This window comes from Klebsiella sp. MPUS7 (assembly GCF_009905335.1).
Classification (GTDB): Bacteria; Pseudomonadota; Gammaproteobacteria; order Enterobacterales; family Enterobacteriaceae; genus Klebsiella; species Klebsiella grimontii.
Genome location: NZ_CP047604.1, coordinates 5,124,462 through 5,137,627 on the forward strand (window position 1 = coordinate 5,124,462; position 13,166 = coordinate 5,137,627).

9 protein-coding genes are annotated in these 13,166 nt (G+C 57.8%); 4 read left to right on the forward strand and 5 right to left on the reverse strand.

Annotated features, from left to right (window positions below; all coding sequences use genetic code 11):
- Positions 1-41: 41 nt before the first annotated feature.
- The gene (gene iolD, locus GUC22_RS23950) at positions 42-1,982 is read right to left on the reverse strand and encodes a 3D-(3,5/4)-trihydroxycyclohexane-1,2-dione acylhydrolase (decyclizing) (RefSeq protein WP_009652310.1); all 1,941 of its coding nucleotides are present in this window, start codon (positions 1,980-1,982) and stop codon (positions 42-44) included.
- 526 nt (positions 1,983-2,508) lie between these two features.
- Here iolD and GUC22_RS23955 point away from each other — a divergent pair.
- Positions 2,509-4,422 carry a bifunctional 5-dehydro-2-deoxygluconokinase/5-dehydro-2-deoxyphosphogluconate aldolase gene (locus GUC22_RS23955; RefSeq protein WP_160183803.1) on the forward strand — a complete coding sequence of 638 codons (1,914 nt, stop codon included), beginning with the start codon at positions 2,509-2,511 and terminating at the stop codon, positions 4,420-4,422.
- A gap of 151 nt (positions 4,423-4,573) precedes the next feature.
- Entirely contained in the window at positions 4,574-5,431 is an 858-nt protein-coding gene (locus GUC22_RS23960; RefSeq protein ID WP_004098142.1) for a MurR/RpiR family transcriptional regulator, read from the forward strand.
- A gap of 196 nt (positions 5,432-5,627) precedes the next feature.
- On the opposite strand, the gene iolB is transcribed toward GUC22_RS23960, so the two are convergent.
- Both iolB and GUC22_RS23970 read right to left on the reverse strand, forming a co-directional pair.
- Complete coding sequence (iolB, locus tag GUC22_RS23965) at positions 5,628-6,437, reverse strand: 5-deoxy-glucuronate isomerase (protein ID WP_098140256.1); 810 nt, start codon at positions 6,435-6,437, stop codon at positions 5,628-5,630.
- Positions 6,438-6,455: 18 nt separating this feature from the next.
- Complete coding sequence (locus GUC22_RS23970) at positions 6,456-7,961, reverse strand: CoA-acylating methylmalonate-semialdehyde dehydrogenase (protein ID WP_004136147.1); 1,506 nt, start codon at positions 7,959-7,961, stop codon at positions 6,456-6,458.
- Positions 7,962-8,322: 361 nt separating this feature from the next.
- Between GUC22_RS23970 and GUC22_RS23975 the strand changes: the two genes are divergently transcribed.
- Positions 8,323-9,144, forward strand: a complete 822-nt coding sequence (locus GUC22_RS23975) for a TIM barrel protein (protein WP_024360503.1) — start codon at positions 8,323-8,325, stop codon at positions 9,142-9,144.
- A 134-nt stretch (positions 9,145-9,278) separates the two neighbouring features.
- A complete protein-coding gene (locus GUC22_RS23980) occupies positions 9,279-10,781 on the forward strand; it encodes a helicase HerA-like C-terminal domain-containing protein (RefSeq protein WP_116943931.1) in 1,503 nt (500 codons plus the stop codon).
- A gap of 42 nt (positions 10,782-10,823) precedes the next feature.
- On the opposite strand, the gene lptG is transcribed toward GUC22_RS23980, so the two are convergent.
- Complete coding sequence (gene lptG, locus GUC22_RS23985) at positions 10,824-11,906, reverse strand: LPS export ABC transporter permease LptG (RefSeq protein ID WP_004136150.1); 1,083 nt, start codon at positions 11,904-11,906, stop codon at positions 10,824-10,826.
- Positions 11,906-13,003 (reverse strand): LPS export ABC transporter permease LptF, encoded by a 1,098-nt coding sequence (gene lptF, locus GUC22_RS23990; protein WP_004128284.1) that lies wholly within the window; start codon positions 13,001-13,003, stop codon positions 11,906-11,908. Before lptF ends, lptG begins: the two co-directional genes overlap by 1 nt.
- Positions 13,004-13,166: the final 163 nt, after the last annotated feature.

Below are 13,166 nucleotides of genomic sequence, written 5' to 3' on the forward strand. Positions count from 1 at the left end.
TTTCTCCCGAGATTTGTAGGGTTCAGGGTTTGTGTTCTGTTTTAGTAATCCCGCGCCTGAGCGCGTTTTTCATTGATCATTTGCGCCACTTTGCGGATCCGTTCGGAGAGCGCAGACTGCGCGACGCCGACGTTCCACCAGCTGCCGTATTTGTGCACCATGGTTTTCGGCAGCACTTTAATGTCTATCAGGGTGCTGACGGTTTCGCGGCGCGCGGCGTCCAGCGCGTGGCGTAGTTCTTCTAGCGTCGTGACGCGCCAGGTTTTGCAGCCGTAGCCGGCAGCAACAGTGGCGAAATCTACCGGCACCAGGCCGCCCTGCAGCTGGCCCGATTCGGCGCAGCGGAAGCGGAACTCGGTGCCGAAGCTGTCCATCCCGTGCTCCATTTGCAGGTTGTTAATGCAGCCGTTGGCCATGTTGTCGAGCAGCACGATGTTGATCTTCGCGCGCTCCTGTAGGGAGGTCACCAGCTCGGAGTGCAGCATCATGAACGAGCCGTCGCCGACCAGCGAATAGACCTCGCTTTGCGGCTGGGCTAACTTCACGCCCAGCGCGGCGCTGACTTCATACCCCATGCAGGAGTAGCCGTATTCAACGTGATAGGTGTTGGTGGCCCGGTTGCGCCAGACGCGCTGCAGGTCTCCCGGCAGGCTCCCCGCCGCCGCTACAATCACCGCATCCGCCGGCAGCGTTTCGTTAAGTACGCCAAGAACGCTGCTTTGCGTCAGGGTGGAGTCGGTTATCTGGCGAAATTCGCGATACACCGATTCCCGATCCAGATGGTCGTCGATTTCCGGGACGAAAGCGGTTTCCTGCCACACCGCCTGGTAAACGCGCTGGGTCTCTTTCAGCTGGCGACTCTGCACGCTTTCAATCTGCTCGCCCCAGCCAGCCTGCCAGGATTCGCCGGACAGGGCGCCGTCCAGGGCAGTGAGGGCTTCGCGGGCATCCGCCAGCATCGGAATCCCATCCAGCTTCCAGGCATCGAAGTTGCTGACGTTAATATTGAGGAAACGCACGCCCGGGTGCTGGAAAATCCATTTTGACGAGGTGGTGAAATCGCTGAAACGGGTGCCAAGACCGATGACTAAGTCCGCCTCTTTCGCCAACAGGTTCGCCGCCAGGCAGCCGGTTTCGCCGACGCCGCCCACGTTATACGGATGCGAAGAGACAACGCTGCCTTTACCCGCCTGGGTTTCGGCAAACGGAACGCCGTAGCGCTCGGCAAAACGGGTCAACGCCTCGCCTGCGCCGGAGTATTTCACCCCGCCGCCGCAGACGATCAGCGGCTTACGGCTGGCTTTAATCGCCGCCACGGCATCCGCCAGCTGCGCGGCGCTGGCCGGGCGGCGGTCAAGGCGGTGTACCCGACGGGTAAAGAACGACTCCGGATAATCCCAGGCTTCGCCCTGGACATCCTGCGGCAGACAAAGCGTGACCGCACCGGTTTCCGCCGGGTCGGTCAACACGCGCATGGCGTTGATGCAGGCGCTCATCAGCTGTTCCGGACGGGTGATGCGATCCCAGTATTTACTCACCGCGCGAAACGCGTCGTTAGTGGTAATGCTGAGATCGTGGCTCTGTTCGATTTGCTGCAGCACCGGATCAGGCTGGCGGGTCGCAAACACATCGCCCGGCAGCAGCAGCAGCGGGATGCGGTTGGCAGTCGCGGTGGCGGCGGCGGTAATCATGTTTGCCGCGCCGGGGCCAATGGAGGAGGTACAGGCAATAATCTGACGACGCAGGGACTGTCTGGCAAAACCGGTAGCGACATGCGCCATCCCTTGCTCGTTACGCCCCTGATAGACCCGCATTTCACCGCTATCTTGTTCAAGGGCCTGCCCCATTCCCAGCACGTTGCCGTGGCCAAAGATAGCAAAGATGCCTTTGACGAACTTATGCTCTTCGCCATCGACTTCCAGGTACTGGTTATCCAGGAACTTCACCAGCGCCTGCGCCATTGTCAGTCTCAGTTTGCCCATGTTGCCCAATCCTTATTGTTCAGTATTTGCGTGTGGGTTAGCGTTTTGCCTTGCGCAGCGATACAAGCGATGAGTCAGGAAAATCGTTAACGTCACTGGAATACTTTTGGATTATAGGCAAACATTTTTTTCATTAAATAGAAATACAGAAGAAATATTTCATTTTGCGAGAGGGATCAAACTCTCTATGCATTTCACCCGTTTCATTCGCATCCTGTATCGGGGATAACGCGCAAATTACGCGGTCCACCTCTTAATATCCCCTTAAAAATCATAGGTAAAGATAGATGTTCAACTGACGTCCGTTTAACTTTCAGCCGCTGTGCAGGATCCGAGGCAGAATGAGGCTCAGCGCGGCATAGTGGTATATCCCTCACATTTTTGGTTTTTTAATTTCGATCTAGTTTGCAAATGAAATATTTATTTCTCAAACTAAGGGTAACCAATAACCCTCAGGCTGTTTTCGGAGACGCTGTCGGCAGTCCGACTCTTCCGTACAGCAGAAATGCAAAAGGAAACCCTAGCTATGAATGCAGCAGTAAAGCGACTCGACGTCATCTGTATTGGCCGGGTGGCAGTCGATCTCTATGCCCAGCAGATTGGCGCGAGGCTGGAAGATGTCGCCAGTTTTTCTAAATACCTGGGTGGCTCTTCCGGCAACGTCGCCTTCGGCACCGCCATTCAGGGATTAAAATCGGCGATGCTCGCCCGCGTGGGCGATGAGCATAATGGCCGTTTTCTTCGCGAAACCCTGAGCCGCGCCGGCGTCGATACCGAATATCTGATCACCGATAAGCAGCGCCTGACGGCGTTAGTAATGCTGGGGATTAAAGATCAGGAGACGTTTCCGCTGATTTTTTACCGCGATAACTGCGCCGATATGGCCCTTTCGCCAGAAGATATTAAGGAAGAGTACATCGCCTCTTCCCGGGCGCTGGCGGTAACCGGCACCCACCTTTCGCACGCCAACACGCGCGAAGCGGTGCTGAAGGCGCTGGAGTACGCACGCCGTCACGGCCTGCGCACCGCGCTGGATATCGACTATCGTCCGGTGCTTTGGGGTTTAACCTCTTTAGGTGACGGTGAAACGCGTTTCATTGAATCCGGCCAGGTGACCAGCCAACTGCAGGAAGTCCTGCATCTGTTCGATTTGGTGGTCGGTACTGAAGAAGAGTTTCATATTGCCGGCGGCAGCACCGATACCCTGACCGCGCTGAAAAACGTGCGTAACGCCACGAAAGCGACGCTGGTTTGCAAGCGCGGCCCGATGGGCTGCGTGGTGCTGGAAGGCGCCATTCCCGACAGCTGGGATAGCGTGCCGCTACAGCAGGGCGTACGCGTAGACGTGCTTAACGTGCTGGGCGCGGGCGATGCCTTTATGTCCGGCCTGCTGCGCGGCTGGCTTAACGATGAAGGCTGGGAGCAGGCCTGTCGCTACGCTAACGCCTGCGGCGCGCTGGTGGTTTCACGCCACGGCTGCGCGCCCGCGATGCCGACCAAAGCCGAGCTTGACGACTATCTGTCGCGGGCAGAATCGGTCCCGCGTCCGGATATCGACGATCGCCTCAACCATCTGCATCGCGTCACCAGCCGCCACCAGGCGTGGCCGGAGCTGTGCATTTTCGCCTTTGACCACCGTAAACAGCTGGCAGATCTGGCGCTGGAAACCGGGCGTGATGAATCCTGCATTCCGCAGCTGAAGCTGCTGCTGCTGGCGGCCGCGGAAGCCGCCGCAGACGAAGCCGGTCTTGACGGTCGCAGCGGCATCCTCGCCGATGGCACCTACGGCCAGCGCTCGCTCAATGCCATCACCGGCAAGGGCTGGTGGATTGGTCGGCCGATTGAAATGCCGAGCTCGCGCCCGCTGCGCCTGGAACATGGCAACATCGGTTCCCAGCTGATCGACTGGCCGCTGGAGCACGTGGTGAAATGCCTGGTCTTCTATCATCCGGCCGATCCCGCCGAGCTGCGCGCCGAACAGGATGCGCTGCTGCTGGAGGTCTGGCAGGCGTGCAACAACTCCGGGCATGAGCTGCTGCTGGAAATCATCCTGCCGGAAAACGGCCCGGATAAAGATGAACGCCACTACCACGACATGCTGGAGCACTTCTATCAGCTGGGCATCCAGCCGGACTGGTGGAAGCTGCCGCCGCTGTCGAGCGCGGAATGGGAAAGGATCGGCAAACTGATCGCGCGAGAAGATAGCTGGTGCCGCGGGATCTTAATCCTCGGCCTGGACGCCCCTTCGGACCGTCTGCGCGCCGGTTTTGCCGAAGCGGCGAAGCATCCGATGATCAAAGGTTTTGCCGTAGGACGCACCATTTTTGGCCAGCCTTCACGGCGCTGGATGCAGGGCGAGCTCAGCGACGAGGCGCTGATTAACGAAGTGAAACGCAACTACCTTACGCTCATCGGCTACTGGCGAGAAGCCCGCGGCTGATTCAGCCCCCGCCCGCATCCTCTTTCGAAGATGCGGGCTTTTTTCTGGATCTTCGTGAAATGAATCGCGTATTTCATCGTAGTAAATGAAAAATTCGCTTCATTTGATACACTGGAAATTATATTCCTTTCATTTTCTCAGAGCGCAATCTATGGCCAATAATCCGACCCAACTTACCATCTTGCAGGATGAAATCAGGCGTCGCTACGACACGTTAAGCAAACGCCTGAAACAGGTAGCCCGCTATATTCTCGATAACAGCAATAGCGTGGCTTTCGACACCGTGGCCTCTATCGCGCAACAAGCTGATGTCCCCCCTTCCACGCTGATCCGCTTCGCTAACGCCTTTGGTTTTAGCGGCTTCAACGAAATGAAGCAGATGTTCAAGCAGCATCTGATGGAAGAGACGGCTAACTATACCGAGCGCGCGCGTCTGTTCCGCCAGACCACGACGGATGACGCAACCCCGCCGGAAACGCCGACCGAAATCCTGAATATGTTCACCATGGTCAATACCCAGGCGCTACAGCAGCTGGCGATGCAGACCTCCGGCGACGATCTGCAGCGCGCGGTCGCGCTGCTGGCGGAAGCGGAGAATATCTACGTTATTGGCCTGCGCCGCTCCTTTAGCGTCGCCTCCTATCTGACCTACGCTCTGCGCCATCTGGACCGTAAAGCATTTCTGATTGACGGTCTGGGCGGCATGTTTACCGAGCAGCTCAGCCTGGTCGGGCCGAAAGATGTCGTGGTGGCGGTGAGCTTCTCTCCGTATGCGCGGGAAGTGGTTGAACTGGTGGAGCTCGGCGCGCAGCGTAAAGCACGACAGATAGCGATTACCGACAGCCAGGTCAGCCCGCTGGCGGCCTTCAGCGACGTCTGCTTTGTGGTGCGCGAGGCGCAGGTTGATGGTTTCCGTTCGCAGGTGGCCTCGCTGTGCCTGGCCCAGACGCTGGCGGTCTCGCTGGCGCTGAACAGCAGCAAGGATGCAGAAACGAAGCAGCTGGCTTAAATTTTTCATGCCTCCCGGATGGCGACGTAAACGTCTTATCCGGGCTACTTGTCCGCAGACGACGGTAAACCCGTAGCCCGGCTAAGCGCAGCGCAAGCCGGGGATGTGCCAGAATTGCGACGACGATCTTATTCGGGCTACAGGATCAAAAAGGCCGGCTAGCGTTGCTAACCGGCCTTTTTATTATCAACCAATGTTAATCGTGGCGGGGATAATCAGGGCTGTTGATCCACTCGTGATCCTCTTCCCAGGTAAACATCCATTTGCGATCCGGACCGGCCATTACGTTCAGATAGTAGCTGTCATACCCGGCAATCGCCGCCACCGGATGGTAGCCGCGCGGCACCATGACCACATCGTGGTTGTAGGGAGCCATGCAGGCATCGAGGCTGCGATCATCGGTGTAGACGCGCTGGAAGGCAAATCCCTGCGGCGGATCGAAACGGTGATAGTAGGTCTCTTCCAGCTGGGTTTCCTGGCCCGGCAGCGCCGTATCGTGCTTGTGCGACGGCCATGAGCTGGTCGCCCCTTCCTCGGTGTAAACCTCCACCACCAGCAGGCAGTCCGCCTGCGCGCTATCCGGCAGAATATTGTGCACCAGGCGCTGGTTGCGCCCCTTACCCCGATGCTCTACGCCCACGTCCTGCGGGGAGATAACTCGAGCCGGTAAAGTTCCTTTACCCGGGGCGCTGCATACGGCCAGCTCGAGGTCTGAATCTGCCGTCACTTCGACTTTATCCTGCGGCGGCACGTAGACTGACCAGGGCGGCGTCCGCTCAAACGGCGACATACGCTGGCCGAGGTTCGGGAAATCCGCCCGCGTGGTTTTTACCGAAGCCAGGCCGGCGACCAGCACCAGGCACAGTTCGCGATCGCCGCTTTCCAGGGTGACGGTTTGTCCTTTCTTTAACATCCAGACATCAAAACCAATGTACTTCCACCCCGCGCTCTGCGGAGTGATGTGCTGAATCTGCCCTTCTTTTTTTGCTTTAGCCAGTAAAGACATGGCGCTCTCCTTCGCCGATTAGCCTAACGTCGGCATACTGAATTCAGATACGGTTTGCTGACCCTGCGGCCAGCGGACGGTGGCGGTTTTCATACGCGTATAGAAGCGCACGCCGTCCGGGCCATGCACGTTCAGTGCGCCGAATACGGAGCGTTTCCAGCCGCCAAAGCTATGGAAGGCCATGGGAACGGGTACCGGTACGTTGACCCCAACCATTCCGGCCTGGACATCATGGACAAATTCACGCGCGGTGTGGCCGTTGCTGGTAAAGACGGCGCTGCCGTTGCCAAACTCATGGCTGTTCACCAGCTCCAGTGCGCTGTGGTAATCCGCCACGCGGACAATCCCCAGCACCGGGCCAAAAATCTCTTCGCGCCAGATAGTCATCTCCGGCGTAACGTTGTCGAACAGCGTTCCGCCAACGTAGTACCCCTCTTCAAACCCGGGAACCTGCGGCTTGCGGCCGTCAACCACCAGGGTCGCCCCCTCGCTGACCCCTTTATCAATATATCCCAGCACTTTTTTCTGATGGGTATCGGAGACGACCGGCCCCATTTCGTTCTCCTCTTTTCCGCGCATACAGCCCGGCCCCACCTTCAGGGACTCCACCAGCGGCTTCAGGCGCGCAATCAGTTTATCCGCCGTTTCATCGCCGACGGCGACCACCACCGGCAGCGCCATGCAGCGCTCGCCCGCCGAGCCGAACGCGCCGCCCATAATGGCGTTCACGGTGGCATCCAGATCGGCATCCGGCATCACAATCGCGTGGTTTTTCGCCGCGCCAAACGCCTGTACTCGCTTGCCATAGGCGCTGGCGGTTTTATAAATATGCTCCGCCACGCCGGACGAGCCCACGAAGCTTACCGCCGCGATCCGCGGGTCCCGGTAGAGCTGCTCAGCGTCTTCATTACTGCAGTGCACCACGTTAAAGACGCCATCCGGCAGCCCTGCTTCTTTCAGCAATTCCGCCAGACGCACCGCGGCGGTCGGCGCCAGCGCTGGCGGCTTGAGGACAAAGCTGTTGCCGCAGGCCAGCGCCAGCGGGAACATCCACATCGGCACCATCGCCGGGAAGTTGAACGGCGTAATGCCCGCCACCACGCCCAGCGGCTGCATCAGCGAATAGCTATCAACGCCGGTGCCGACATCCGATGAGAACTCCCCTTTGATCAGATGCGGAATACCGCAGGCAAACTCGACGACTTCCATGCCGCGCGTCAGCTCACCCATCGCGTCGGAAAACACTTTACCGTGCTCGCTGACGATAATCCCCGCCAGCTCTTCAGCATGCTGTTCCAGTAACATTTTAAAATTGAACATTACGCGCGCGCGGCGCAGCGGCGTGGTGCGCGACCAGCTCTCAAAAGCATCACGCGCCACCTGAATGGCGTCAGAGACTTCCTGCGCGGTCGATAACGTGACTTCGCGGACCACTTTGCCCGTCGCGGGGTCGAATACCGGCATTGTTTTGTTGCTGCCGCTGGTAACGGTTTTCCCGCCAATAAAGTTTCCTGTGATAGTCATGCTCTCGCCTCATCTGTATGGGGTATCGGGGGCCAACGCAGTACGGCCCATTACTGGATCTGCTGTGCTATAACCGTAGTAAAATGAAATTAATATTTCAATATTGATAGCTAATGAAATTCAATTTTGGTGACGATGGTCGCAATTTATTGTAAGGAAACGCCGCCTTGCGCGCTAAAGTCCGATAAAAAGAGATTAGACATAGCGCCTCCTGGAGCCAGCAGCAATGAAAGCACAACAGAAAAATATTTTGCGAGTCGGCTCAAAAAACCGCCATTTCATACATTGCTAATTTTGGAATAAATGTTTTGACTATGAGGCATTCGAACGAATTCGATCCCTACGTTTCAGGAGAGTCAAAATGGCTATTGCATCGCAACGTTTCTGCATCAACCGCAAGATCGCCCCGTCACTCAGCATTGAGGCCTTTTTCCGGCTGGTGAACAGCCTCGGGCTGAACAAAGTCGAGCTACGTAACGACCTCCCCAGCGGAAAAGTAACCGACGACCTGAGCCACCAGCAGGTGCGTGAGTTGGCTGACCGCTACCATATTGAGATCCTCACGATCAACGCGGTCTACCCCTTCAACTGCCGCACCGCAGAGGTTCGTAGCCTGACGGAGTCATTGTTAAAAGAAGCCAAAGCCGTTGGCGCCAAATCGCTGGTGCTGTGCCCGCTGAACGATGGTACCGAGGTTCCGGCGAGCGAAACCCTTAACGCCCTGCGCGACCTGGCGCCGCTATTCGCCTTCTACGGCATTCAGGGGCTGGTGGAACCGCTCGGTTTCCCGCAGAGCTCGCTGCGCTCCTCGGCGCAGGCGCAAACGCTAATCCACGACGCGCGGGTGCCGTTTAAGCTGCTGATCGATACCTTCCATCATCATCTTTATCCGCAGGCGGAGCAGGAGTTTAACCAGGTGGATATCGGCGAAATCGGTCTGGTCCATCTTTCCGGCGTAGAGGATACCCGCCCGCGCGAAGCTCTTACCGACAATGAGCGCATCATGCTGAGCGCAAAAGACCAGCTGCAAAGCTGCGAGCAGGTCAAAAACCTGGAGGCGCGCGGCTATCAGGGCGTGTATGCGTTCGAGCCCTTCGCGCCGGAGCTGGCAAACTGGAGCGAAGGCGATATCCGCCGCGAAATCGAGCAGAGCATCGCGTTAATTCAGCGCCACTGCGCCTGAAGCGAATAAGCGAATAAGCGAATAAGCGAATAAGCGAATAAGCGAATAAGCGAATAAGCGAAGGCGCGCATGATTTCCCTCCTTTTGTCATCAGGTTGCCTATACTCGCAGCAGGATAAATGGAGAAATCGATCATGAGCGCACCTCTGCTGATTGCCCGCACGCTGGATAAACAGCTGCATTTACTGCCCGCTATGGCCAACCGCCACGGCTTAATTACCGGCGCCACGGGGACCGGTAAAACCGTCACCCTGCAAAAGCTGGCGGAGTCGTTCTCGGAGATCGGCGTTCCGGTATTTATGGCCGATGTGAAAGGCGACCTCACCGGTATCGCCGAGTCGGGCCAAAGTTCGGAAAAGCTGCAGGCGCGTCTGGAAAAAATCGGCGCAACGGACTGGCAGCCGCACGCCAATCCGGTGGTGCTATGGGATATTTTCGGCGAAAAAGGCCACCCGGTGCGCGCCACGGTTTCCGATCTCGGGCCGCTGCTGCTGGCGCGCCTGCTCAACCTCAATGAGGTTCAGTCCGGGGTGCTGAATATCATCTTCCGTATCGCCGACGATCGCGGGCTGCTGCTGCTCGACTTTAAAGACCTGCGCGCCATTACCCAATACATTGGCGACAACGCCAAAGCGTTTCAGAACCAGTACGGCAATATCAGCAGCGCCTCCGTTGGAGCGATTCAGCGCGGGTTACTTACCCTTGAGCAGCAGGGCGCGGAGCACTTTTTCGGCGAACCTATGCTCGATATTCAGGACTGGATGCGCGTCGACGCTGAGGGTAAAGGGGTGATTAATATCCTGAGCGCCGAGAAGCTCTACCAGATGCCGAAGCTGTACGCCGCCAGCCTGCTGTGGATGCTCTCAGAGCTTTACGAACGGCTGCCGGAGGCCGGCGACCAGGAGAAGCCAAAGCTGGTCTTTTTCTTTGATGAAGCGCATCTGCTGTTTAACGATGCGCCGCAGGTGCTGCTGGATAAAATCGAGCAGGTTATCCGCCTGATTCGCTCTAAGGCCGTCGGTGTTTATTTCGTTTCGCAAAACCCGGCGGACATTCCCGATGCGGTACTCGGTCAACTGGGCAATCGCGTGCAGCACGCTCTGCGCGCCTTCACGCCGAAAGATCAAAAAGCGGTAAAAACCGCCGCGCAAACCATGCGCGCGAATCCGGCGTTCAGTACCGAACAGGCGATCCAGGAGCTGGGCACGGGGGAGGCGCTGATCTCCTTTCTTGATGAGAAAGGCAGCCCTTCAATAGTGGAACGCGCAATGGTTATCGCCCCCTGCTCGCGTATGGGGCCGGTCACCGATGACGAACGTAACGGACTGCTTAACCACTCGTCGCTGTACGGGAAATATGAAGAAGAGATCGACCGTGAATCGGCCTTTGAAATGCTGCAACAGGGCGTTCAGAGCACAACGGAGCAACAGCAGTCGCCGCCGGTAAAAGGCCAGCAAAACGGCGATGACGACGGCCTGCTCGGCGGATTAAAAGACATTCTGTTCGGTACCACCGGGCCGCGCGGCGGCAAACGCGACGGTATCGTACAAACGGCAGCCAAGAGCGCGGTGCGTCAGGTGACCAACCAGATAGTCAGGGGAATGCTGGGAAGCTTGCTTGGCGGGCGGAAACGCTAAAAAAACGCCCCCTTTCTGACTTCAGGAAGGGGGCGCGTTACGTCAGGATTTGCGCATCATCAGCCAGAGGCTCAGCAAGAAGAAGCTGGCGCTCGGCAGTAGCGCGCCGATAATCGGCGGAATGCCGTATACCAGGGTTAGCGGGCCGAAAATCTGGTCCAGCACGTAGAAGATGAAGCCGAAGCTGATCCCGGTCACTACCCTGACGCCCATCGGCACGCTACGCAGCGGGCCAAAGATAAACGACAGCGCCATCAGCATCATCACCGCCACCGACAGCGGCTGGAAGATTTTGCTCCACATATTGAGCTGATAGCGGCCCGGATCCTGACCGCTGGACTTCAGATAGGTGACATAGTTGTGCAGGCCGCTGATGGACAGTGCGTCCGGGTCCAGCGCCACCACGCCGAGCTTATCCGGGGTCAGGTTGGTCTTCCAGGTCCCGCTGACCGTCTGCGTTCCGGTGACCTGTTTCGGATCGGTCAGGTTGGATTCATCCACCTGCGACAGCCGCCAGAGCTTATTCTCGGTATCGAATTTGGCCGACGCGGCATAGCGAACGGACTGCAGGCGGCGCTGGTCGTTAAAGGCGTAGATGCTCACTCCGCCCAGCTCATCGCTGCCTTTTACCCGCTCGATATACACAAAGTTATGGCCGTCTTTCGCCCACAGCCCCTGCTGCGTGGAAAGCAGCGACCCACCGTACATCTGCTGAGCACGATAGTTACGCGCCATCTGCTCGCCCTGCGGGGCAACCCACTCGCCTATCGCCATGGTCAGCAGCACCAGCGGAATCGCGGTTTTCATCACCGACAGCGCCACCTGCAGGCGGGTAAAGCCGGAAGCCTGCATCACCACCAGTTCGCTGCGCTGCGCCAGCATCCCCAGCCCCAGCAGCGCGCCGAGCAGCGCCGCCATCGGGAAGAAGATTTGGATATCTTTCGGCACGCTGAGAATCGTGTAGATTCCGGCCCCCAGCGCATCATAGTTGCCCTGCCCGGCCTTTTTCAGCTGGTCGACAAACTTGATGATGCCGGAGAGGGAAACCAGCATGAACAGGGTCATCATGATGGTGTTGAAAATCGTCTTACCGATATAACGGTCAAGTACCCCAAACGCCTGCATCACGCCGCTCCTTTGTTAAAACGGGCACGGAAGCGGCGCATCGGCACCGTATCCCACAGGTTCAACAGCACGGCCAACGCGAAATAGAGCAGGTTTACTGCCCACATCCAGATCATCGGGTCCATTTTGCCTTTACCGCCGCTCGATTTAATCGACGTTTGCAGCAGGAAGAACACCAGATAGAGCAGCATCGCCGGCAGCATCGACAGCACGCGGCCCTGGCGCGGGTTCACCACGCTAAGCGGCACCACCATCAGCGCCATGATGAACACCGTCGCGACCAGCGTGAAGCGCCAGTGCAGCTCCGCCCGGGCGCGATCGGTATCGGTACGCCACAGGGTGCGCATATCCATCTGCTCGGTATCGTTCGGATCGGATGCCACGGCCTGATGGCCGACAATCGCCTGATAGTTTTTAAAGTCGGTAATGCGGAAGTCGCGCAGCATCGCGGTGCCTTCAAAGCGGGTACCCTGATTCATAGTCACCACCTGCGAGCCGTCTTTACGCAGCGAGAGCTCGCCGGTATCCGCGACCACCACCGACGGGCGCGCGTTGCCTCGCGGCCGCAGCTGAGCGAGGAAAACGTCGCTGAAGCGGTTGCCGTTGACGTTCTCAATAAACAGCACCGCGCTGCCGTCGCTGGCCTGCTGGAACTGGCCCTGAGCCAGCGCCGCCATGCCGGGGTTCGCTTTCGCTTCCGCCAGCACTTCATCCTGGTGACGAGAAGACCAGGGGCCGGCCCACATCACGTTGACCGCCGCGACGATGCCCGTAAAGAGCGCCAGAATCATGGCGGCTTTCACCAGCACGGCCTTGCTCAGGCCGCAGGCGTGCATCACCGTGATTTCGCTTTCGGTATACAGTTTGCCCAGCGTCATCAGCAGCCCGAGGAATAAGCTCAGGGGCAGAATGAGCTGCGCCATTTCAGGTACGCCCAGCCCTAACAGCGAGAGCACCAGATTGGTCGGGATATCGCCATCAACAGCGGCGCCGAGGATCCTGACCAGTTTCTGACAGAAGAAAATGAGTAGCAGGATGAATAGGATCGCCAACTGGCTTTTCAGCGTCTCACGAACCAGATATCTTATGATTATCACTATAAATACGCCCGTAAAAACCCGTTTTATTGCAGGAAAATTGCTTGTTTCATGGCTTAAACGTCATTTATTCTCTTTGGTCGTCGAAAACATCGCTAAGATTAAATGACTCGCTGGTTCTGCGTATCAGGATCTTTTCTGACGAACCAAGGCCGTAATAACG

What these genes read in the sequence shown, in the direction of transcription:
- iolD (WP_009652310.1), bottom strand. Translation starts at nt 1,982, where the DNA reads ATGGGCAAACTGAGACTGACAATGGCGCAGGCGCTGGTGAAGTTCCTG.
- GUC22_RS23955 (WP_160183803.1), top strand. Translation starts at nt 2,509, where the DNA reads ATGAATGCAGCAGTAAAGCGACTCGACGTCATCTGTATTGGCCGGGTG.
- GUC22_RS23960 (WP_004098142.1), top strand. Translation starts at nt 4,574, where the DNA reads ATGGCCAATAATCCGACCCAACTTACCATCTTGCAGGATGAAATCAGG.
- iolB (WP_098140256.1), bottom strand. Translation starts at nt 6,437, where the DNA reads ATGTCTTTACTGGCTAAAGCAAAAAAAGAAGGGCAGATTCAGCACATC.
- GUC22_RS23970 (WP_004136147.1), bottom strand. Translation starts at nt 7,961, where the DNA reads ATGACTATCACAGGAAACTTTATTGGCGGGAAAACCGTTACCAGCGGC.
- GUC22_RS23975 (WP_024360503.1), top strand. Translation starts at nt 8,323, where the DNA reads ATGGCTATTGCATCGCAACGTTTCTGCATCAACCGCAAGATCGCCCCG.
- GUC22_RS23980 (WP_116943931.1), top strand. Translation starts at nt 9,279, where the DNA reads ATGAGCGCACCTCTGCTGATTGCCCGCACGCTGGATAAACAGCTGCAT.
- lptG (WP_004136150.1), bottom strand. Translation starts at nt 11,906, where the DNA reads ATGCAGGCGTTTGGGGTACTTGACCGTTATATCGGTAAGACGATTTTC.